23 protein-coding genes are annotated in these 22,962 nt (G+C 44.2%); 21 read left to right on the top strand and 2 right to left on the bottom strand.

All coding sequences use genetic code 11. The annotated features are described in order from the left end of the window. The first annotated feature begins 140 nt into the window (after positions 1-140). From K1J10_RS03040 to K1J10_RS03030, 3 genes are all read left to right on the top strand, one after another. Positions 141-491, top strand: coding sequence for a hypothetical protein (locus K1J10_RS03040; RefSeq protein WP_223355827.1), 351 nt, complete (start codon positions 141-143; stop codon positions 489-491). 9 nt (positions 492-500) lie between these two features. Further along, positions 501-1,496 carry an ADP-ribosylglycohydrolase family protein gene (locus K1J10_RS03035; RefSeq protein WP_223355826.1) on the top strand — a complete coding sequence of 332 codons (996 nt, stop codon included), beginning with the start codon at positions 501-503 and terminating at the stop codon, positions 1,494-1,496. 178 nt (positions 1,497-1,674) lie between these two features. Further along, positions 1,675-2,487, top strand: coding sequence for a PrsW family glutamic-type intramembrane protease (locus tag K1J10_RS03030; protein WP_223355825.1), 813 nt, complete (start codon positions 1,675-1,677; stop codon positions 2,485-2,487). 43 nt (positions 2,488-2,530) lie between these two features. Here the strand turns inward: K1J10_RS03030 and mnmE are convergent, their stop codons facing one another. Further along, the gene (gene mnmE, locus K1J10_RS03025) at positions 2,531-3,904 is read right to left on the bottom strand and encodes a tRNA uridine-5-carboxymethylaminomethyl(34) synthesis GTPase MnmE (RefSeq protein ID WP_223355824.1); all 1,374 of its coding nucleotides are present in this window, start codon (positions 3,902-3,904) and stop codon (positions 2,531-2,533) included. 162 nt (positions 3,905-4,066) lie between these two features. On the opposite strand from mnmE, the gene rpiA reads away from it, so the two are divergent. The 8 genes from rpiA to K1J10_RS02985 all read left to right on the top strand — a co-directional run bounded on the left by rpiA (position 4,067) and on the right by K1J10_RS02985 (position 11,348). Next, complete coding sequence (gene rpiA, locus K1J10_RS03020; RefSeq protein WP_223355823.1) at positions 4,067-4,744, top strand: ribose-5-phosphate isomerase RpiA; 678 nt, start codon at positions 4,067-4,069, stop codon at positions 4,742-4,744. Positions 4,745-4,870: 126 nt separating this feature from the next. Beyond that, positions 4,871-6,082, top strand: coding sequence for a phosphopentomutase (locus K1J10_RS03015; RefSeq protein ID WP_223355822.1), 1,212 nt, complete (start codon positions 4,871-4,873; stop codon positions 6,080-6,082). Position 6,083: 1 nt separating this feature from the next. Then, entirely contained in the window at positions 6,084-6,626 is a 543-nt protein-coding gene (locus K1J10_RS03010) for a DUF1697 domain-containing protein (RefSeq protein WP_223355821.1), read from the top strand. 13 nt (positions 6,627-6,639) lie between these two features. Next, positions 6,640-7,449: a purine-nucleoside phosphorylase gene (locus K1J10_RS03005; protein WP_223355820.1), complete on the top strand. Its 810-nt coding sequence runs from the start codon at positions 6,640-6,642 to the stop codon at positions 7,447-7,449. A 5-nt stretch (positions 7,450-7,454) separates the two neighbouring features. Further along, positions 7,455-8,729 (top strand): chloride channel protein, encoded by a 1,275-nt coding sequence (locus K1J10_RS03000; protein WP_223355819.1) that lies wholly within the window; start codon positions 7,455-7,457, stop codon positions 8,727-8,729. A gap of 408 nt (positions 8,730-9,137) precedes the next feature. Then, on the top strand, positions 9,138-9,848 hold the full coding sequence (deoD, locus tag K1J10_RS02995; RefSeq protein WP_048716249.1) for a purine-nucleoside phosphorylase: 711 nt from the start codon (positions 9,138-9,140) through the stop codon (positions 9,846-9,848). Next, positions 9,848-10,606, top strand: a complete 759-nt coding sequence (locus tag K1J10_RS02990; protein WP_223355818.1) for a hypothetical protein — start codon at positions 9,848-9,850, stop codon at positions 10,604-10,606. Before deoD ends, K1J10_RS02990 begins: the two co-directional genes overlap by 1 nt. Before the next feature lie 10 nt (positions 10,607-10,616). Further along, positions 10,617-11,348, top strand: a complete 732-nt coding sequence (locus K1J10_RS02985; protein ID WP_061563910.1) for an NAD-dependent protein deacylase — start codon at positions 10,617-10,619, stop codon at positions 11,346-11,348. Between the two features lie 72 nt (positions 11,349-11,420). On the opposite strand, the gene K1J10_RS02980 is transcribed toward K1J10_RS02985, so the two are convergent. After that, a complete protein-coding gene (locus K1J10_RS02980; protein WP_048689847.1) occupies positions 11,421-12,329 on the bottom strand; it encodes a LysR family transcriptional regulator in 909 nt (302 codons plus the stop codon). A 138-nt stretch (positions 12,330-12,467) separates the two neighbouring features. On the opposite strand from K1J10_RS02980, the gene K1J10_RS02975 reads away from it, so the two are divergent. From K1J10_RS02975 to K1J10_RS02930, 10 genes are all read left to right on the top strand, one after another. Then, positions 12,468-13,838, top strand: coding sequence for a DUF6688 domain-containing protein (locus tag K1J10_RS02975; protein WP_223355817.1), 1,371 nt, complete (start codon positions 12,468-12,470; stop codon positions 13,836-13,838). Positions 13,839-14,029: 191 nt separating this feature from the next. After that, a complete protein-coding gene (locus tag K1J10_RS02970) occupies positions 14,030-14,836 on the top strand; it encodes a dihydroorotate dehydrogenase electron transfer subunit (protein WP_223355816.1) in 807 nt (268 codons plus the stop codon). Positions 14,837-14,846: 10 nt separating this feature from the next. Beyond that, positions 14,847-15,785 (top strand): dihydroorotate dehydrogenase, encoded by a 939-nt coding sequence (locus K1J10_RS02965; protein ID WP_223355815.1) that lies wholly within the window; start codon positions 14,847-14,849, stop codon positions 15,783-15,785. Between the two features lie 375 nt (positions 15,786-16,160). Then, positions 16,161-16,853, top strand: a complete 693-nt coding sequence (gene pyrF, locus K1J10_RS02960; RefSeq protein ID WP_223355814.1) for an orotidine-5'-phosphate decarboxylase — start codon at positions 16,161-16,163, stop codon at positions 16,851-16,853. A gap of 313 nt (positions 16,854-17,166) precedes the next feature. Further along, complete coding sequence (gene pyrE, locus K1J10_RS02955; protein WP_223355813.1) at positions 17,167-17,799, top strand: orotate phosphoribosyltransferase; 633 nt, start codon at positions 17,167-17,169, stop codon at positions 17,797-17,799. Between the two features lie 299 nt (positions 17,800-18,098). Next, on the top strand, positions 18,099-18,626 hold the full coding sequence (locus tag K1J10_RS02950) for a hypothetical protein (protein ID WP_223355812.1): 528 nt from the start codon (positions 18,099-18,101) through the stop codon (positions 18,624-18,626). A gap of 268 nt (positions 18,627-18,894) precedes the next feature. Then, entirely contained in the window at positions 18,895-20,400 is a 1,506-nt protein-coding gene (locus tag K1J10_RS02945; RefSeq protein ID WP_223355811.1) for a glycosyltransferase family 39 protein, read from the top strand. Between the two features lie 130 nt (positions 20,401-20,530). After that, on the top strand, positions 20,531-21,184 hold the full coding sequence (locus tag K1J10_RS02940; RefSeq protein WP_223355810.1) for a uracil-DNA glycosylase: 654 nt from the start codon (positions 20,531-20,533) through the stop codon (positions 21,182-21,184). A 9-nt stretch (positions 21,185-21,193) separates the two neighbouring features. Next, positions 21,194-21,658, top strand: a complete 465-nt coding sequence (locus K1J10_RS02935; RefSeq protein WP_223355809.1) for an NUDIX hydrolase — start codon at positions 21,194-21,196, stop codon at positions 21,656-21,658. Between the two features lie 11 nt (positions 21,659-21,669). After that, positions 21,670-22,938, top strand: a complete 1,269-nt coding sequence (locus tag K1J10_RS02930; RefSeq protein WP_223355808.1) for a dihydroorotase — start codon at positions 21,670-21,672, stop codon at positions 22,936-22,938. Positions 22,939-22,962 lie beyond the last annotated feature (24 nt).

Raw genomic sequence — 22,962 nt, 5'->3', positions numbered from 1 at the left:
TGTTTGTGTGAATACTTACAGTTTACCCCAATGAAACGCTATGAGTTTTTTTGTTGCACTATATTTTACAATTTATCTTTTAAATGAATCAGATAAAGGGGAATGGATTCATTATAACTGAAGAAAATGGCAATTATACAATGTCCTGGATGACAGGAGGTTTTCAAGATAGAGAAGTTACTTATCCAGTTAGTAAAGAATTAGTGGACAAGGCTTTAAGGTCAGAACAGGATGCTTATGAGGTTGAGTTATTCTTACAAACTGGAGAATGGGTGACTAAAGAAAGTAAAGAAGTAGCCAGACAAAATTATTTTAGATCCTCACCAGTTCGTATTTTAGTAAATCCATCATCTATTAAACGGTTATTTTCCAATCAAGAATTTGAAGAACTGTTACAAAAAGCAAATTCCTCAGAGCTCAAACCAACTGAACTTGACGCAATTGGTAAAGTTGATAATAATATTATTCTAAAAATGGATTTAATAGAATAGGAGAAGGCTATGAGATTAAGAGATAAATGGGAAGATGATTCAAATCAGTATAGAAGATATAATCTTAAACAAAAGATAGATTCAGTTATCTTTGGTCTAGCAATAGGTGATGCACTGGGAGTCCCTGTAGAGTTCAGAGATAGAGATACCTATCATATTTCAGACATGGTGGGTTATGGAACCTATAATCAACCAGCTGGTACCTGGTCAGATGATACTTCTTTATCCTTAGCACTTATTGAACACCTATGTGAGGATTCTGATTTGAATGGGTTGATGGATAAATTTGTAGATTATCGTCAGGGCTACCTCACACCTTTTGGATATTGTTTTGATATTGGTATTTCGACTAATCAGGCGATTGATCGGTATTTAGCAGGAGTTTCTCCAGAGAAATGCGGAGGGACTGGTGAGAGAGAGAATGGCAATGGAGCCCTGATGAGGATATCTCCCTTAGCTTTGCTCTTATATGAAAACTTTGATTTTAGTTATAGATCAAAAATAATTGAGGAATATACTAAGCTGACCCATGCTCATCCAAGATCTATTGTCGCGTCTATTCTTTATGTCCAGCTTTTAATCGGTTTTCTTCTTAACATCCGTTTAGAAAAATTACTTTGTCAATCAAAACCTTATTTTGAAGATTACTTCAAGAAAAAGCCAGAATACTGGGAAGAGTATCAAGAACATTTTAGTGAAATATTTGATAGAGAATTTTATCAAAAATCTAGGGAAGATATTGTTTCTACAGGCTATGTTGTTGATACCTTGAAGGCTTGTCTCTGGTGTTTGGGTACAACAGAGAGTTTTGAAGAAGCTGTTCTAAAAGCTGTTAATCTTGGAGGGGATACCGATACCATCGGTGCCATTACAGGTACCTTGGCTGGAGCCCACTATCAACTGGAAGGCATCCCAGAAAAATGGATTCAACAACTGGCTAATAGAGAATTGATTGACGAAAAGTGTCGGCAATTACTGGAACACTTATATAAACAATCAAAATAGTTCTTATTATTGGGCAACAATCAGAACAAGATTCTTCATCGCAAGTTTTAGCAGCAGCAAGCACTCGCTATTCCCCGTAGTCATTTATTGTTTTTTTAAGCTTTTATTGTTACAATATCCATATAGACAAAAAGACTGGGATTCCAGCCTTTTTAATTGTTTTTAAGAAAGGTTTTTTATGAAACGCAAATCGATTTTGTTTCTATTTTTATTCTTGCTCTCGATCGGTCTGGCCTATGAGACACAATCTATCACTGCTGGTTGGATGACAGGCAGTCAGTATGGGATCATTGGTATCTCTGTCCTCTTGCTCCTAGTTTATGCGGTTCCTGCTGTTTGGGCTCTCTTTCATTTTGCCAATAAGTGGAAGTTGTCCTGGATTCCGGTCCTCTTTTCTCTTTTAGGTGGGGGCTTTATCGCAGGTTGGCTGTCTAGTTTTGCCAATACCTATTTCCATGAGATGATTCAGGCAGTAGCGCCTAATAGCGACTTTTGGAACCAGTATGAGAGTGCCATCGCCGGCCCCCTCTTTGAGGAACCCTTCAAGTTGATTCCAATCTTCTTTGTTCTCTATTTATTCAATGTGCGTCGGATCAAATCCATCTTCCTTTTAGCGATTGCTTCTGGTCTTGGTTTCCAGATTGTAGAGGACTTTGCTTATATCCGTCAAGATATGCCGGAAGGCTTCTCTTATGCAGTGTCTGGTATCTTAGGGCGGATCATGAATGGGGTCGTATCTCACTGGGCCTACACAGCCCTTTTCATGGTGGGTCTCTACCTGATCCTTCAAGCGACAAAAGGTCGCAAGGAGCTGATGCTGACGGGTTGGTTTTATTTTGCAGCTGGCTTTGGCCTTCACTTTGTCGGCAATTCACCATTTGGCCAAATCGAGACAGAACTCCCTCTTGCTATTCCATTCTTGACAGCAGTAGGACTCTTCTTGATCTACCAAGCATCCCTCACCGTCCAAAGTCTGGACCAAGGAAATTAATAATACAAAAATCGTATGTTTCAAACATACGATTTTTTTGACTTTATTTACCAAGGCAGAACTGGCTGAAGAGTTGGGTAATGAGCTCGTCTGGTGCAGCGTCTCCTGTGATTTCTCCAAGGATTTCCCAAGTGCGGGTTAGATCGACTTGAAGGAGGTCCACTGGCATGCCCATAGCCAGGCCTTCGTTGACAGCTTGAAGGCTTTCAACGGCTTTCTCAATGAGAGAGATGTGGCGGGCGTTAGAGAGGTAGGTAGCATCTTGCTCGACAAGACCAGCATTTTCAAAGAAGAGGGCATTAATCCGGTCTTCGATGTGGTTGATATTTTGATTTTTAAGGACAGAAATTTTGATGTGATCTGCAGGGATTTCATCTAACTCGATTTGTTGCGGGAGATCGACCTTGTTGAGGAGAATGATGCGGTTGCTGTCTTGTGAGATTTCCAGCAACTGACGATCCTGATCAGTCAGTGGTTCACTAGCATTAAGGACCAGAAGGACCAGGTCGGCCTCCTTGAGGGCTTTGCGAGAGCGTTCCACCCCGATGCGTTCAACGATGTCTTCTGTCTCGCGGATACCGGCTGTATCGACCAGCTTGAGAGGAACACCGTTGATATTGACGTATTCCTCGATGACGTCTCGGGTCGTCCCTTCGATATCGGTCACGATAGCTTTTTCCTCGCGCAGGAGGTTGTTCAGAAGGCTAGATTTACCGACGTTTGGTCGCCCGATGATAGCAGTCGAGATTCCTTCGCGGAGGATCTTGCCTCGGCGAGCTGTCTTGAGGAGATTGGTCAAGAGGGTTTCAAACTCAGTCGTCTTCTCACGGATGATCTCGGTCGTTGCCTCCTCGACATCGTCGTACTCAGGATAGTCGATGTTGACTTCGACCTGGGCTAGGGTATTGAGGATCTCTTGGCGGGTATTGTTGATGAGATCAGACAGGGATCCATCCAACTGTTTGACGGCGATGTTCATAGCCTTGTCGGTCTTGGCACGGATAATATCCATGACCGCCTCGGCCTGGGTCAAATCGACACGACCATTCAGGAAGGCCCGCTTGGTAAATTCACCTGGCTCAGCCAGACGAGCGCCTTCGCGGATCACCAATTGCAGGATTTCGTTGGTCACAGCAATCCCACCGTGAGTGTTGATCTCGATGATATCTTCGCGAGTGAAGGTCTTAGGAGAGCGCATGGCTCCGACCATGACTTCATCCAGAATCTCATCCTTATCCGGATCCACGATGTGGCCGTAGTTGAGGGTATGGCTAGCCACGCTGGTCAAGTCTTTTCCTTTAAAAATCTTTTGAGCGATCTTAAAGCTGTCTGTCCCGCTCAAGCGGACAATCCCAATCGCTCCCTCACCGAGCGGAGTCGAGATCGCAACGATAGTATCAAATTCTCTTGTAATCATGTATCTTCTCTTTTCCTGTGTATTCCCTTCTATTCTATCGTAAACTAGCAAGAGGGGCAAGGTTTTGCTTTTAGAAGGAGTAGTTGAAAAGGTTTTCAGTTAAGTAGTGAAATCTGTCCGCCAATATGCTATACTAAATATGAATAGAAATGGAGGTCTAAGATGGTAAACCTAAAAGAACAGGTAGGCATTAAGGCGGCTGAGTTTGTTACAGACGGCATGATTGTCGGTCTTGGTACAGGGTCAACTGCTTATTATTTTGTGGCTGAATTGGGACGTCGCATCAAGGAAGAAGACTTGCAGATTACAGCTGTAACGACCTCAAGCGTGACCTATGAACAAGCAGAAGGCTTGGGAATTCCTCTCAAAGCGATCGATGATGTCGAAGTGGTGGACTTGACCGTCGATGGTGCGGACGAAGTAGACCCTGCTTTGAACGGCATCAAAGGTGGTGGCGGTGCCCTCTTGATGGAGAAAATCGTTGCGACCAACTCAAAAGACTGCATCTGGATTGTTGATGAGTCTAAACAAGTGGAGACGCTTGGTGCCTTTAAACTACCAGTAGAAGTGGTTCAATACGGAGCAGAGAATCTTTTCCGTCATTTTGAAAAGAAGGGCTATTCACCAGCTTACCGTGAAAAAGATGGACAGCGCTTTGTGACCGATCAAGGGAACTTTATCATTGATTTGGATTTGAAAGTGATCCCAGACGCTGAAGCCTTGGCAGAAGAGTTGGACCGCACTGTCGGTGTTGTCGACCATGGTCTCTTCTTAGGGATGGTTTCAAAAGTCATCGTAGGGACACCAGAAGGTCCAAAAATCATTAGCAAATCACTTTAAAAAGGGCTTTTTGTCCTTTTTTCTGAGGATATAAAACTTATTTATAAAATTTTATATGAAAGCGTTACATTTTCAAAAATTTGTGTTATACTGTATTCAGTTTAAATTATAAAGGAGACATTCAATATGCCAAAATTTAATCGTATGCATTTAGTGGTTTTGGATTCAGTAGGGATCGGAGCAGCTCCAGATGCTAATAACTTTGTCAATGCTGGTGTACCTGACGGCGCATCTGACACACTTGGACACATCTCAAAAGCAGTTGGTTTGAATGTACCAAACATGGCAAAACTTGGTCTTGGAAATATTCCTCGTGAACAAGCCTTGAAGACTGTTCCGGCTGAGAGCAATCCAACTGGTTACGCTACGAAGTTAGAAGAAGTCTCTCTTGGTAAAGATACCATGACAGGTCACTGGGAAATCATGGGTCTTAATATTACAGAACCGTTTGATACTTTCTGGAATGGATTCCCAGAAGAAATCTTGACAAAAATCGAAGAATTCTCAGGTCGCAAGGTCATCCGCGAAGCCAACAAACCTTATTCTGGTACAGCAGTTATCGATGACTTCGGACCACGCCAAATGGAAACTGGCGAGTTAATCATCTATACATCAGCTGACCCTGTTCTTCAAATCGCAGCTCACGAAGACATCATTCCTTTGGATGAACTTTACCGTATCTGTGAATACGCTCGTTCGATCACTTTGGAACGTCCAGCTCTTCTCGGTCGTATCATTGCTCGTCCTTACGTTGGTGAGCCTGGAAACTTCACTCGTACGGCTAACCGTCGTGACTTGGCTGTTTCACCATTTGCTCCAACTGTTTTGGACAAATTGAACGAAGCAGGCATCGATACCTATGCAGTTGGTAAGATCAACGATATCTTCAACGGTGCTGGTATCAACCACGATATGGGCCACAACAAATCAAACAGCCACGGTATTGACAACTTGATCAAGGCTATGAAATCTGAAGAATTCAAACATGGTTTCTCATTCACTAACTTGGTGGACTTCGATGCTCTTTACGGTCACCGTCGCAATGCGCACGGCTACCGCGATTGCTTGCATGAGTTCGATGAGCGTTTGCCAGAAATCATCGCAGCGATGCGTGAAGATGACCTCTTGATGATTACGGCTGACCATGGTAACGACCCAACATACGCTGGTACTGACCATACGCGTGAATACATCCCATTCTTGGCTTATAGCCCATCTTTCAAAGGCAATGGCGTGATTCCGGTTGGCCACTTTGCGGATATCTCAGCTACTGTGGCGGACAACTTTGGTGTTGAGAAAGCTATGATCGGAGAAAGCTTCTTAGATAAATTGGTCTAAAATGATGCGATTTGCTCTCCTCGTAAGAGGAATCAATGTTGGCGGCAAAAACAAGGTGGTCATGGGTCAACTTCGTCAAGAATTGACGGAACTGGGATTCGAACAAGTGGAAACCTACATCAACAGTGGCAATATCTTCTTTACGACAGGTCTTTCTCGGTCTCAGTTAGTGGAGTGCCTGTCGACCTTCTTTGAAACACATTATCCCTTTATTGAACGCTTTTCTCTGCTGAGTCGTGAAGATTATGAAGCAGAATGTGCAAACCTACCGCAATGGTGGACAGAAGAGATGGCTCGTAAGGATGTGCTCTTTTACACCGAGGGCTTGGATAGGGAATCCGTAGAAGAGAAGTTGCTTGCTTTGAAGCTAGGGGATGAAGTGCTTCACCTTGGCAAAAGAGCGGTTTTCTGGGGCAAATCCTCAGAAGAAAGCTACGCTAAAACCGCCTACCACAAACATCTGATGAAGATGCCTTTCTATCGTCAGATCACTATTCGCAACGCTAACACCTTTGACAAAATTGGTAGATTACTTAAGAAATAAAAGGAGAAACACAATGACGTTATTAGCAAAAATCAATGAAACAGCAGCATTTTTGAAGGGCAAAGGAATCGAAGCTCCTGAGTTCGGTTTGATCCTTGGTTCAGGTCTTGGAGAATTAGCTGAAGAAATTGAAAATGCAGTCGTAGTAGACTACTCTGACATTCCAAACTGGGGTCAATCCACAGTAGTCGGACACGCTGGTAAATTGGTTTATGGTGATCTTGCTGGACGTAAAGTCTTGGCTCTTCAAGGTCGTTTCCACTTCTACGAAGGAAACCCATTGGAAGTGGTGACTTTCCCAGTTCGTGTCATGAAAGTTTTGGGATGTGAAGGAGTGCTTGTAACCAACGCTGCTGGAGGTATCGGCTTCGGTCCTGGTACCTTGATGGCTATTACTGACCACATCAATATGACTGGTCAAAACCCATTGATCGGTGAAAACTTGGATAACTTTGGTCCACGTTTCCCTGATATGTCGAAAGCTTACACTCCAGAATACCGTGAGACTGCTCATCAAGTAGCAGACAAATTGGGCATTAAACTGGATGATGGGGTTTATATCGGTGTGACAGGTCCAACTTATGAAACTCCAGCTGAAATCCGTGCGTATAAGACTCTTGGTGCAGATGCTGTCGGTATGTCAACTGTTCCTGAAGTCATCATTGCGGCTCACTCTGGTTTGAAAGTTCTTGGTATTTCATGTATTACCAACTTTGCGGCTGGTTTCCAAGAAGAGCTCAACCACGAAGAAGTAGTAGAAGTGACGGAGCGCGTCAAAGGAGACTTCAAAGGATTGCTGAAAGCGATTCTTGCTGAATTGTAAAAAAGATGGAAAGAATTGTGAGAACTATCCAATCAATTCCCTATAAACTGAGAATGGTCCTAGCAGCTTGTCTGCTAGGGCTTGTTTCGGGTTTTGCAGGTATTATTCTTCATGATCTTCTGGAATTTGTTGAAGTGCTAGTATTTGGTCACTCCGAGCATGAGTCTAGTTTTTTGACGGATGGAGTTTCCCCTTATCGGATAGGAATCAGTATACTAATTGTAGGTCTTACTTCAGCCTTAGTCTGGTATTTTTTGCAACGAAAGGGGAAGCTTCTCTCCATAAAGGGGCAGATGAAGGAGGAAGATTCCCGTCTCGCCCTTCATTTCTGGAGACAATTGTTCCATTCTAGCTGGCAAATTGTGGCTGTTGGAGGAGGAGCACCGATCGGCAAGGAAGGAGCGCCCCGAGAGATCGGGGCCTTGTTGGCAGGTCGTCTTGCGAAAGTTTTTGGCCTGCCGCTGGCAGATCGTATTTTTTTGATCGCTTGTGGGGCGGGAGCAGGATTGGCTGCGGTTTACCAAGTCCCATTAACGAGTGTGTTTTTTATTTTTGAAACCTTAGGCATTGCATTTTCACTTAAACACTTTTTCTTGGCAGGGATTTCCACTTATGTGGCTGCTTATACGGCAGGTTGGGTGATTTCAGATCATGCACTCTATCAAGTGCCCGAAATAACTTGGTCACCTACAGTCTTATGGCAGATAGTTATCTTCATTGCCTTCCTGACTCCAGTCGCCTGGCTCTTTGCCCGTTTCACAAAGAAGGCCGCCAATCATCGAATCAAGGACAAACGAATTCTTATCACTTTGCCATTAGCATTTGTTTTCCTAGCTTGTCTAGCAAGCTTCCAGCCCCACCTGCTTGGAAATGGGCGGATGATGGCTCAGGAAATCCTCAATGGGGCCACATGGCAGACAATCTTTCTTCTATTAACCCTAAAAGCTCTAGTCGTTCTGCTTACCTTTTGGGCAGGTGCCTATGGAGGGACTCTGACGCCTTCCTTTGCACTGGGAATGGCAGGAGCAGCCCTCATCTCTTTGGTACTTGGTGTTGGAAATACTCCAGCTTTCTTTCTCCTAGGTTCGGTTTGCTTTTTGACAGTGACCTTAAAAGCTCCCTTATCTGCAACTGGCTTGGTCCTTGGGTTTACGGGACAAGGGTTAACAGCTCTACCCTATCTCTTGCTGACAGCTTTTCTAACTGTTGGTTTGTCCAAAGGATTGGATCGTCTGATGGGGAGAAAAATAAAGGAGTCTCCAGTAGATAAGATTCAGTAGTTTTTATGTAGGGGATTTACCCTACAAGCTAGATGAAACCTATCTTCTTATGGTATAATTTAAGTAAGCATATAAAGGAACCAGGGTTGTTGGGGCTGGAATAAACCCCACTTTTGATGCCTGGCCTCTATGATGAATTCGGAAAGCTAGAGTTTGTGTTGCGATTTGAACATGAGCAGAAAGCTTTCTAAAAAATACACACAGAAAGGTAGAGCATGTGTTCTGATTTGAACACGAGCGGAAAGCTTTTCAAAACACTCAATAAAAAAAGAAAGGATGGGTTAACCGTATTCTCTGAACTGAATACGGGCGGAGAACTGTGTAAAAAAGATAAACTGTCTAGCATCTGCGATGCGTCGTCAGTTTCCTATTTTTACTTTGTTCTCTGTCGCCCTTTATATCTTAATTATGTCTATCCATATTGCTGCTAAGCAAGGTGAAATTGCTGATAAAATTCTCCTTCCTGGAGATCCTCTTCGTGCGAAATTTATCGCTGAGAATTTCCTTGAGGATGCTGTATGTTTTAACGAAGTCCGTAACATGTTTGGTTACACAGGTACTTACAAGGGTCATCGTGTATCTGTCATGGGCACTGGGATGGGGATGCCATCCATCTCCATCTATGCGCGTGAGTTGATCGTGGACTACGGTGTGAAGAAATTGATCCGTGTGGGTACAGCTGGTTCTTTGAATGGCGATGTCCACGTCCGTGAATTGGTCTTGGCGCAAGCTGCTGCAACCAACTCAAACATCATCCGTAACGACTGGCCTCAATACGATTTCCCACAAATCGCAAGCTTTGATTTGCTTGATAAGGCCTACCACATTGCCAAAGACCTTGGTATGACCACTCACGTTGGTAATGTCTTGTCTTCTGATGTCTTCTATTCAAACTACTTTGAAAAGAACTTGGAGCTTGGTAAATGGGGCGTGAAAGCTGTGGAAATGGAAGCAGCGGCTCTTTACTATCTTGCTGCTCAACACCATGTGGATGCCCTTGCCATCATGACCATTTCTGATAGCTTGGTCAATCCAGATGAGGATACGACTGCAGAAGAACGTCAAAATACTTTCACTGACATGATGAAAGTTGGTCTTGAGACCTTGATCGCGGACTAATGACAGAATACCTTCATGATGAGTGGCTCTACGACCTTCATACCTACCAGTATAGTCGGGCCCTACGCTCTGCTAAGAAGCAGAAGAGCGTGCCAGAGCTGGTCTTGACCTTATTGCAGTTAATGGCAGAGCGTCGAGAGCTCAATATCCGACCAATCATGAACCCAAAGTTGAAAACTGACTTGCTAGAAGCGACAGGTTTTCAGCTTTTTTGGCATGAGGACCCAGAAGAGGAACAGTTGGCTAACTACCTTTACGACCTAGAGGCCAAACTTCGCAATGATCAGATCATCGACTTCGTTCGTGCGGTGAGCCCAGCTATTTATCGGATCTTTATGCGCTTGATTGAGTTGCAGATCCCTAATATTGCGGACTACATTCACAACTCCAAAGAGTCCAGCTATGACCATTGGAAGTTTGACAAGATCCGGGCCTCTGACAATCCAGCCTTGCAACAATTCCATAGTGAGAGTGCGGTCAATTCGTCCAGTTTAACGGAGTTGATCTTACTCTTGGACTTGCCAGATTCCTCCAAGGATGCGGCCAAGCAACTGCGGGAGTTGGAGAAATCTGTCCGCAATCCTCTAGCTCACTTGATCAAACCCTTTGATGAGGTAGAATTGCACCGGACGACTGGATTCTCTTCCCAGCATTTTATGGAGCTCTTGGTCAGCTTGGCTCAGGAGACGGGGATTGTTTACCAGCCAGATCCTTTTTATTTCGATCAGGCCAATGCTGTTATCCAGGCACTCTTGTAAGGAGGAAGACATGGATAAACTGAAAGAATTGCAAGACATCATTGATCAGAGTCAAAAGATTGTCTTCTTTGGTGGGGCTGGCGTCTCAACGGAGTCCAATATTCCAGACTTTCGTAGCTCAGATGGGGTCTATAGTGTCACCTTGGGTCGGCATTTTACGGCTGAGCAACTGGTCTCTCATACCATGTTTGAGCGTTATCCAGAGGACTTTTTCGACTTTTACAAGAAGTACCTGCTCTATCCAGATGCCAAGCCCAATGCAGCTCATCGCTATCTGGCTTGGCTGGAAGAAACTGGTAAACTCAAAGCAGTCGTGACGCAAAATATTGATAGTCTCCATGAAATGGCAGGGTCTAAAAAAGTCTTGAAACTCCATGGTAGTGCCGACCGTAATTACTGTACGGGTTGCCAGCGTTTTTATGATTTAGAGTCCTTTCTAGCTTTGGAAGGGCCTGTTCCACACTGTCTCGATTGTGATAAGGTGGTCAAGCCGGATGTGACCCTTTATGAGGAACCCCTCGATATGGAGGTCTTTAGCCAAGCAGCCAAAGCCATCCAAGAAGCTGATCTACTGATTATCGGAGGGACCTCCCTCGTCGTCTACCCAGCAGCCAGCTTGATCCAGTATTTCCAAGGGAAGAAGCTGGTCGTCATCAATAAAACCAGTATTCCACAGGACAAGCAAGCAGACCTGGTCATCGAAGGGAAGATTGGCCAAGTATTTTCGAAATTAAGACAATAAAAGAACACCTGAGAGAAGTGGAAATCCACTTGTTTCAGGTGTTTTTATTGTGCTTGTGTAGCTAGTTAGTTCTTATTTATCAAATTGGACTTCCTCAAGTAAGTATTCGATAAATTTTTCACCCATTTTAGAGAGGCTAGCTTTCTCGTGTTGGATGTAGACCAGCTCGATTGGGTCATCGATATCTAGCGGGATGGAAACGATATTGTCTCCATTGAGGTTGCTGTTAAGGATACCGGTCGCAATGGTGTAGCCGTCCAGACCAATCAAGAGATTGAAGAGGGTGGCACGGTCACTGACGACGATAGACTTCTTGTGATGCTCTTGGGAGAGGATCTCTTCTGAGAAGTAGAAGGAGTTGTGGGTCCCTTGGTCGTAGCTGAGATAAGGGAAGTCTTCTAGATCTTCTAATTTCACCACCTCTTTGTTAGCTAGGGGGTTAGTCTTGCTGACGAAGATATGAGGTTGGGCAGTAAAGAGATGGGTTGCCTTGAGGTGGCTATCATCCAGCATTTTGGAGAGGACATCCCGGTTGTACCCATTGAGGAAGAGGACACCGATCTCACTACGGAAGTTCTTGACGTCATCGATGATTTCCCAGGTTCTGGTCTCCCGTAGGAAGAGCTCGTATTTCTCCATGTCGCTTTTCTTGAGGAGAGAGACGAAGGCTTCGACTACGAAGGCATAGTGCTGAGAGGACACGCTAAAGAGCTCCCGATTGGCTACTGGATTTTTATAGCGTTCTTCTAGGAGTTGGGTCTGCTCGACGACTTGACGGGCATAAGAAAGGAACTCCATCCCATCCTTAGTCAGAGTGATACCCTTGGGATTACGGATGAAGATATCAATCCCCATTTCTTTTTCCAAATCCCGCACAGCATTGGACAAACTTGGCTGGGTGATAAAGAGTTGCTTGGACGCTTCATTCATAGAGCCTGTTTCGACGATTTTGATAATGTAATGTAATTGTTGGATTCTCATGCTTATATTTTAACATACTTTTGACAGAAAATCCTAGCTAGTATAAGTCTCTAGAAGGATTTTTCCCTATAAAACAGGTTTAGAATTGAAGGATTAATTGTAGCTTGATAAAATGAGGGAAATGATGGAGGAGATGTGATGAAGAAAATCGTTTTCTGGTACAAAAAATGGAACAAGGAACTGGAGACCAAATTTTTAGCCAGTTTAGTAAAGATAAACTTTATGACCAACTTCCTTATTTTTCTTAGTTTGTCTGTCTTTCTAATTATCGGGAGCTTGCCAGGAAATATCCAATCTTTGGGTTTCTGGAATGCTATTTTTGGAGTCGCAATTTACAGTGTTACAATTCTTATACATGCCCTAGGGGTTAGTTATTTTGTTCCTAATATCTTTGTGATTCTGTATGTTATTTCTCGCTGGTCTACGATACAGGCCCAGACCTTGGAAAAGGAACTGGTCGGTGTCTATGATGAGAAAGAAGAGGAAAAAATTAAACGAAGAGTCAATAATCGCAAGTACTTTGTCATCCTTTGGATAGGAGTCTTTGGTAGTATCCTGGAATCCTTCGTCATCTATCTGGTGAAAGATTTAACGCGTTATGATTGGACGAAACAGCTCATCAATGAGCAGAAGCATACCATGATTTGGTCGGAGGCGCTACCGACGATCCTTATTTTGGCACTGATTTCCTTCCTAGCTTTGATCATCTATTCTTACCGAGATGCCAATTCCTTGTCTCCACTTTTGAATATCTTTTGTATCAGTGGGATATTGATGGGATTGGTGCTAGTAGTGGTATTTGACATCCAGTTGCAAGTTATCGGTTGCCACACGGTCTTCTTGTTGGTTTATTCCATTAGTCTTTTGCGGACCAGGATGAAGGAGTGGGAGGGGGAGTCTGATTTCGAAAGGGTCTATGACAATCCCATTCTCCAACGCTTTCACCTGATCCTCCACCAATCCAAACACTGGCCTTGGTTGGCAGTCATCATGGCCCTCCCCTTGTTAGCGGTATTGGTCATGGTCCTCATGCTCTTTGGTCAACGTCCTGATAGCTTGGTCAAGGCCTGGACCAATACGGCAGATTGGACCTTCTCGGAAAAGATCCCTCCTCAGAATCTCATTATTGATGAGCACTATCTCTGTACAGTCGCAGCGGGTGGTCATGAAAAGGTGGTCAAGCCCCAGCGGATGGGAGTCCGGTATGGTCATCCTGTTGTGGTCAATCGCCAGCTCTGTATTGCCAATGCCTTTGAGCAGGTCTTAGAAGAAAAGACGCCACGTTTCCATCGATTTCTGCGTCGTAATTATGACCGTTATGGCTATCCCTTTGCTAAACAAATCAAAAAGAAATGGGCTATGGATGTCATTTACTATCTAATGAAGCCCCTGGAATGGCTCTTCTTACTCGTCCTCTACTTAGTCGATCACAAGCCAGAAAATCGCATCGCTCTGCAGTATATCCCTCCGGTACCAGAAGGGTTTTCTCCTGAGACAGATGGGAAATGAGCGGAGCTATCGGGCTTCTACTTGACAAGCGACCAGTAGCGCGATATAATGAGAAAAATTTAACCTTTAAGGGGTCCAGAGAGGCCTGCAAGGAAAGACAGAAAAAAGATCAGCAGACGGAGTCTAGCTGATCATTTGTGGGACCTTGCTTTTGCGAGGTCTTTTTTGCTGAAAGAAAGAAGAGGAAACCAATGGTCAGTGACAGCTGTAAGAAACGGTTTGGAAAAATCATGATGGAAGACATGGAGTTAATCGCTCAAGAAGAGATCGCTCCTCGGATTTTTTCAATGGTCTTGAAGGGGGAAATGGTGGAACAGATGTTGCCGGGGCAGTTTCTCCATATCCGTGTGCCGGATGACTCTAAGCTCCTCCGTCGTCCTATTTCTATCTCTGAGATAGATCTAGACAGCCAGACCTGTCGCCTTATCTATCGGGTAGAAGGGGGAGGGACAGCCATCTTTTCTCAACTGCCTGTCGGTAGCTTCCTTAGTGTCATGGGTCCTCAAGGAAATGGCTTTAACCTTAAGGGTCTTGGTCAAGGGGCGCGTGCCTTGATCATAGGTGGCGGGATTGGTGTTCCTCCTTTGGTCCAAGTGGCTAAACAGCTACATGAGCAGGGAGTAGAAGTCCATTCTGTTCTTGGATTTGCTAATAAAGAAGCGGTTATCCTCGAAGAAGAATTGAAGCAGTACGGCCAAGTCACCATTACAACAGACGATGGTTCTTATGGTACCAAAGGCTATGTTTCTACGGTCATTGATCAGATGGACCAGGGTTATGATGCCATCTATTCTTGTGGGGCTCCTGGTATGCTCAAATACGTCAATGCAAAATTCCATGATCATCCCCGCGCCTACATTTCCATGGAATCCCGCATGGCCTGTGGGATGGGAGCTTGCTATGCTTGTGTGGTGCATCTGGAAAATGCAAGCCAAGCGGCCAACAAGCGCGTGTGTGAAGACGGACCGGTCTTTGAAACTGGTACGATTGTGATGTAGGGAGGAAAGTATGACAAGTAATCGATTAGCTGTATCCTTACCAGGATTAGCCTTGAAAAACCCCATCATTCCGGCTTCCGGCTGTTTTGGCTTTGGCCAAGAATATGCCAAATACTATGACTTGGACTTATTAGGATCCATTATGATCAAGGCGACGACAGCAGAGGCTCGTTTCGGAAATCCGACACCACGTGTTGCTGAGACTCCTGCAGGCATGCTCAACGCCATTGGACTCCAAAATCCAGGCGTAGACGTTGTCCTAGCAGAGAAACTCCCTTGGTTGGCCCAGCATTATCCAGAGCTACCGATTATTGCAAATGTAGCCGGTTTTTCCAACGAAGAGTATGCGACGGTATCACGGAAGATTTCTCAAGCGCCAAATGTCACAGCCATTGAACTTAACATCTCCTGTCCCAATGTGGACCATGGCAACAATGGCCTCTTAATCGGTCAGGTTCCCGAGTTGGCCTACGATGCAGTAAAAGCTGCGGTAGAAGCTTCGTCGGTCCCTGTCTATGTTAAGTTGACTCCTAGTGTGGCTGATATTACCCAAGTAGCCAAGGCTGCAGAAGATGCAGGAGCTACTGGCTTGACCATGATTAACACTTTGGTCGGGATGCGCTTTGACCTCAAGACTGGTAAGCCAATCATTGCAAATGGTACTGGAGGGATGTCAGGACCAGCTATCTTCCCAGTGGGCTTGAAACTCATCCGCCAAGTAGCCCAATCCACTAACCTGCCCATCATTGGAATGGGCGGTGTAGATTCAGCAGAAGCAGCGATTGAAATGATGATTGCTGGTGCTTCTGCGATTGGTGTCGGAACTGCTAACTTTACAGATCCATATGCTTGTCCGACCATTATCGAAAATCTTCCACAGGTCATGGATCAGTATGGAATAACTAGCTTAGAAGATCTGCGTCGGCATGTCCGAGAAAATCTATTATAAAGATCATCAAGAAAATAAAAAATGCCTGCTGGCTACAACCCCAACAGGCTACTGAGTAAGCTACAACTAAAACAACCCTTACTCAGCATAGCAAAAATTTTACAGGAAAATCGGATCTTCGTCAAGAATTTGACATGTTTGTGAATCTTCCATAGTTGAAAGATGAAAAAAACAGATTGATTCCGAACGTTTTATGATTATTTCTTGACTTTTCTTTCATATCGTACTACAATGTAGAAAAACCTTTAAAGTGGTCCAGAGAGGCTCCTAAGGTCTAGACGGTGAATCAGGGTAGATACTACCTAATTTTCGTGTAACCTTGCCTCGGGCAAGGTTTTTTTGTGGAAAAAATGTCAGCCATAAAAGGAGAAACCCATGCGTGAAGAACGTCCCATCATCGCCCTTGACTTTCCAGCTTTTGAAGATGTCAAAAACTTTTTAGAACATTTCCCAGAAGATGAAAAACTCTTTGTAAAAATCGGAATGGAATTTTTCTATGCAGTCGGCCCAGAAATTGTTCACTATCTGAAAGGTCGTGGCCACAGCATTTTCTTGGACCTAAAATTGCACGACATCCCAAATACGGTTAAGTCAGCCATGTCTGTTCTAGGCACCTTTGGTGTGGACATGGTGACAGTTCATGCAGCTGGTGGTGTAGAGATGATGCGCGAAGCCAAAAAGGCACTTGGACCAGGTGCTAAGTTGGTGGCGGTGACTCAATTGACTTCTACCAGTGAAGAGGACATGCGGGATTGCCAAAACATCCAAACCACTGTTCAAGAATCAGTCGTTAATTATGCCCGTAAGGCGCAAGAAGCAGGCCTAGACGGCGTTGTTTGTTCAGCCCATGAAGTTGATTTGATCAAAAAGGCTACCGCAGAAGACTTTGTCTGTGTAACCCCAGGGATCCGTCCTGCAGGAGCCGAAATTGGCGACCAAAAACGGGTCATGACCCCACAAGAAGCCCATGCTATCGGTTCAGACTACATTGTCGTTGGACGTCCGATCATCCAAGCAGAAAACCCATGGGATGCTTACCATGAAATTAAGAGACAATGGAATGCGTAAGAGCTACTAAAAGTGAAACTTTTGTAGCTCTACGGGAAGTCCAATGGGACCTTCCCTAACGCATTCACTAGATCTCAGAAGAGAAAATGATCGTTTCTCTTCTGAGATCGTCGGAATAATTAAGCACGATAGGGCCTTCCCTAAACTATTCTCATAATCGTCGGAACACTAATCGCTACTAAAAGTGGATCTTTTGTAGCTCTAGGGAGCCCGATGGGACCTTCTCTAACTTACTTACTAACCTGTACTGTTGTTGTTTAAATCATCTGTTGATTTAATTCGTATTCGATTAAAATCGTAAAAAGGAGTTATCATGTCATTAGCTAAAGATATTGCCAGCCATCTTCTAAAAATTGAAGCTGTTTATTTGAAACCAGAAGAGCCTTTTACTTGGGCTTCTGGGATCAAGTCCCCTATTTATACGGATAACCGAGTGACCCTCGCTTATCCTGAAACTCGTACCTTGATCGAAAATGGATTCGTGGATAAAATCAAGGAAGCTTTCCCTGAAGTAGAAGTGATTGCAGGGACAGCAACTGCGGGGATTCCTCATGGTGCTATTATTGCGGACAAGATGAGTTTGCCATTTGCCTACATCCGTAGTAAACCAAAAGACCATGGGGCTGGAAACCAAATCGAAGGCCGTGTACCAAAAGGTCAAAAGATGGTTGTGGTAGAAGATTTGATTTCTACTGGTGGGTCTGTCTTGGATGCTGTTGCAGCTGCGAAGCGTGAAGGAGCAGATGTACTTGGTGTGGTAGCGATCTTCACCTACCAATTAGAGAAGGCAGATAAGAGATTTGCGGAAGCTGGCGTTCAACTTGAAACCTTGTCTAACTACACTGAATTGATTCATTTGGCTGAAGAACAGGGTTACATTACTTCTGAAGGATTGGAACTGTTACGCCGTTTCAAGGAAAACCAAGAAACTTGGCAAGATAAATAATATAACTGAGAGTGGGACAGAAATCGGTAATTCGTTAGAATTCGATTTCGTTGTCCCACCTCCTCACAGTTGAGTAGGGCTGTAAAAGCTGATGAAATCAGCGTAGTAGAGCCCACTCAACCACTGCGTCTTGCTCGACAATCCAAAGACAATTGAGAGGCTAGGACTTTTGTCCCAGCTTCTTTTTTTCCTCTTTTCACTAGTTGTTAGCTAACTTGAAATGCATAGTAAAATCCTGTATGATAATGGTAAATTGTTTTAATAGATTTACGATATAAGTGATTTTAAGGGAGAAGCACATGACAAAAGAAAAGTATTTGGAAACGAAAAAGCAGGCGAGAGTTTGGTTTACTGTTAATATCATCATTAGCTTGATTGCTATTACTGGAGGAATTTTAGTGATCATTAGCAAATCGCGCCACATTCCGTTTTTGCTGATGTCCCTTGGTGCAATCACCTTAATGAATCAAGTTTTGATTACACCTGTGTTTAATGCTAAAAAAGCAGCTGAGGAGCAACAGCCAGAGTGGAAGGAATTATCCACGAAAGGTACTAAAATACCTGTTGAAGATTTCCAGAAAGGTTTTCTCATATCGGTTGCCGCTCTTCTGATTGTCATAACTGGTTTCTTCATGTTCTATCGTCCTCTACCAAAAGCAGACCCTACAGTTTCGAATTTGACACATAAAGATGTTCAAATCTTACAAGAATTGGAAGAAGATATTGACTCCAACATTTCCTCTGATTCAAATTCATTGGATATCGATAAAGCAAAAGATTTAGCAGAGAAAGCACAAAAAGAGAATTGGTTGAAAAGAGACGAGTAAGAAGTCTTTTTAGGGAATTTGGATGTAGCTAGTCTATGTGAAAGGTTATTAAAACGTTAGTGACAGGAACAACATTTTGGCTTGTTTTTGGCATTTGTTTTATATTCTTTGGTTGTTCTATTCTACAGAGGGCTTGAATTTACAGAGTCTAGGGAAATGGAATTTGATATCAAAGAAGATTGCAAATAATAAAGAAAATTCCTCAACCTAAATGATTTGATGTCAGCCCAAAACAGCAGAAATGCTGTTTTTTTGATATAATGGACCTATGTTATCGAAAAGTAAACGTATTCTATTTGGGATGCTTCATGTTGTCATGTTGCTAGTGATGGTCCACTGGTTCTTGATCAGTGTGACCTATCTGAGAGAGATTTCATGGCTAGCCATTTTAGGTGCTGGATTGCTATTTCTGCTAGCTTGGTTGAAACGCGATGGGGTAAAAAGAGCCATTGTTTGGTTGACCCGTCATAAAATAGGCTTCTTGCTTGGCGCGATCATCTGTCAGTTGATCTTTATGGTTTGTGCGGAGCTTTTGATCCGTCGGGATGCCGCGGTTGTTTTTAAGGGCGCTTTTGATCTTCTTAAACAATCTTCCATCACCAACTACCTCAGTCGCAATCCCAATAATATTCCGCTCTTTCTTTACGAGAAATTTTTCTATGTTTTATTCGGTTCTAGCGGTTTGTGGGTTATGCAGGCTCTCAATATGCTCTATGTCAATCTGGGTGCCGCCCTCTTGTACAAACTGTCCCAGAAGCATTTCAATCAGAAAACAGCTGATCTAGTTTATCTCTTTTATGTCAGCTTGATCTGTTACTCGCCTTATTTCTATTCCATGTATACGGATATTCCTCCGCTTCCTTTGATCGCTCTTCAATTGTGGTGGGCCTTGGATCTCTTAGAGGAAAACCAAGCAAGGGTCTCTTGGAAGAAGATGTTTGCTTTAGGGATTTTATCTGGCGTGACCATGTTGATCCGTCCAACGACGATTATTGTCATGATTGCCTTTTGGGCTGTCCTCTTCTTTAGAGGAAACTGGAAGGCCTTTGGCAAGATTGCTACGGTGACAGTGATGACGACGGGATTTGTCTTTGCAGGATTGAACACAGCGGTCAATCATCAAACAGTTGTGCCGATTCTGAAAGAAGAAGGGCTGGCCAAAGGACCACTCTTGTTTATCAATCTAGGCTTGACGGATATGGGGCATAACCAAGAAGATATGAAAGAGGGCTTGCTGGCTTATATCGATGAGGACAAGCGCTCGGACTACAACAATGGTCTCTTTAAGAAGGAAAATGTCATAAAAGAAATCAAACGCCGCCTCAAGGAGTACGGACCTTTCGGTTTGATTGGGCATATCTATTACAAGCAATCTTTGACGGTAGCAGAAGGCACCCTGGGTTGGCTATACCGAGATGTAGAGTTTGAGAAGACGCCTTATATTAATCCTCTCTATGCCCCACTCACCAAAAATAGTAGTCTGGCTAAATGGGTGCGAACCTATTTCCTCAGCACGGATCGCCCACAGTACAAGTATTATGAATTTGTAAAACAGTTGATTTGGATCGTCCTATCAGCTGGCTTGCTTGGGGCTTATCTCAAACGTCGAGATACAGATGCCTTCAATTTCCTTTCCTTAGCGGTCTTTGGTGGTTTGCTCTTCTTAACCATCTTTGAAGGTGGGAAGACCCGCTACCTCATCCAATTCTTGCCACAAATTTTGCTAGTGGCTTCGATCGGTCTAGCAGGATTCAGCAAGAAAGAAAATACATAAAAACTCTCGCTTGTTTAACAGGCAGAACCAGAGGTTGGATAAAATGGTCCAGCCTCTTTTTTATCCAGTGGATCTGTATCAAATGTGGTATAATGAAAGGTAAGAATTTATTGGATAGCGGAGAGTTTCCATGCAACATTCCCCCTGGCATGAAGCCATCAAATCCCATCTTCCGGAAGGGTATTTTCATCAGATTAATGACTTTATGAATGAGGTCTATAGCAAAGGGATGGTTTATCCACCTCGTGACAAGGTCTTTAAGGCCTTGCAGACGACTGAGATGGAGCAGGTCAAGGTCTTGATTTTAGGCCAAGATCCCTACCACGGACCGGACCAAGCGCAAGGCTTAAGCTTTTCTGTGCCGGATCATGTCCCAGCCCCCCCTTCTTTACAAAATATTCTCAAAGAATTGAGCTCAGACATTGGGGAGAAGCGTTCCCATGATCTGACCTCTTGGGCAGAGCAAGGGGTGCTCTTGCTCAATGCCTGCTTGACGGTTCCTGCTGGTCAGGCCAATGGTCATGCGGGACAAATTTGGGAGCCATTCACAGATGCTGTGATCAAGGTGGTCAATGAGTTGGAGGAGCCCGTAGTCTTTATCCTCTGGGGATCTTATGCCCGTAAGAAAAAGCCTCTGATTACCCACGATCGACATTTGGTCCTTGAATCTGCTCACCCAAGTCCCTTATCAGCCTACCGAGGATTCTTTGGGACCCAACCCTTTTCAAAAACCAATCAATTTTTGACAGAGGCGGGACGCGAGCCAATTGATTGGTTAAGATAGGAGAAAGAAATGCCACAATTAGCAACGATTTGTTATATCGACAATGGGAAAGAATTTCTCATGTTGCATCGCAATAAAAAGCCCAATGATGTCCATGAAGGTAAATGGATCGGGGTTGGTGGAAAATTAGAACCTGGAGAAACACCACAGGAGTGTGCTGCGCGTGAGATTTTTGAGGAGACAGGCCTGAAGGCCAAGCCAGTCTTGAAAGGGATCATTACCTTCCCTGAATTTACTCCTGATCTGGATTGGTACACCTATGTCTTCAAGGTGACAGACTTTGAGGGAGAACTGATCGAGTGTAACGAAGGGACACTGGAGTGGGTACCTTATGATCAAGTCTTAAGTAAGCCAACTTGGGAGGGGGACCACACCTTTGTCGAGTGGCTCTTAGAGGATAAACCCTTCTTTTCAGCTATGTTCCGCTATGATGGGGATCACTTGCTAGAGACCCATGTTGATTTCTATGATTAAAGGAGTAGAAGATGTTAGTCATTAAAAATGGTCGGGTAATGGATCCGAAAACTGGTTTGGACCAAATATGTGATCTCTTGGTAGATCAGGGGAAAATTGTAGAAATGGGTCCATCTCTTTCTTATGAGGGTGCCCAAGTTATCGATGCGAGTGGCAAGGTGGTAGCGCCAGGTTTGGTGGACATTCACGTTCACTTCCGGGAACCAGGTCAGACCCACAAGGAGGATATTCACACTGGAGCTCTTGCTGCTGCGGCTGGTGGTTTTACGACAGTCGTCATGATGGCTAATACCACTCCAACCATTTCGGATGCCGTGACCTTAAAAGAAGTCTTGGATTCTGCCGCTAAGGAAGCCATCCATGTTAAAACCGTAGCGACGGTTACCAAGAACTTTGATGGCCAACATCTCACTGACTTTGAAGGATTGTTACAGGCTGGGGCTGTCGGTTTCTCAGATGATGGGATTCCGTTGCAAAGTACCAAGGTAGTCCGTCAAGCCTTGGAAGAAGCAAAACGTCTGGGGACCTTCATTAGTCTCCACGAAGAAGATCCAGAGTTGAACGGCATTCTAGGACTCAATGAGCACATTGCTCGGGAACACTTCAAGGTTTGCGGTGCGACTGGTGTAGCAGAATACTCTATGGCAGCGCGTGATGCTATGATTGCTCACGCGACAGGAGGCCACCTCCACATCCAACACCTTTCTAAAGCTGAGAGTGTGAAGGTAGTTGAGTTTGCTCAAGCAATCGGCGCTCCTGTGACAGCAGAAGTAGCTCCTCAGCATTTTTCTAAGACGGAAGACCTCTTGTTGTCTAAGGGAAGCAATGCCAAGATGAATCCGCCTCTTCGTCGGGAAGAGGACCGTCGTGCAGTCATCGAAGGCTTGAAGTCAGGAGTCATTACCGTAATCGCAACGGACCACGCACCTCATCATGCGGATGAAAAGAACGTAGCCGATATCACCAAGGCTCCTTCCGGCATGACAGGATTAGAGACCTCTCTATCGCTTGGTTTGACCTATTTGGTCCATGCAGGAGAGCTCGGCTTGATGGAACTCTTAGAAAAAATGACCTATAATCCCGCTAAATTATATAACTTTGAAGCGGGCTTTTTGGAAGTCGGTGGCCCAGCGGATATTGTGATCTTTGATCCGACTGCTGACCGTCTAGTGTCTGATCATTTTGCTTCCAAGGCAGCCAATTCCCCGTTTGTCGGTGAATCCCTCAAGGGACAGGTGGCTTATACCATCTGCCAGGGCAAGATTGTCTACCAAGCCTAAACCTGACTTAAAAATAAGAAAGTC

The organism is Streptococcus australis (assembly GCF_019930045.1).
GTDB classification, from domain to species: Bacteria; Bacillota; Bacilli; order Lactobacillales; family Streptococcaceae; genus Streptococcus; species Streptococcus australis_D.
This window is presented reverse-complemented; position numbering and strand designations above follow the sequence as displayed.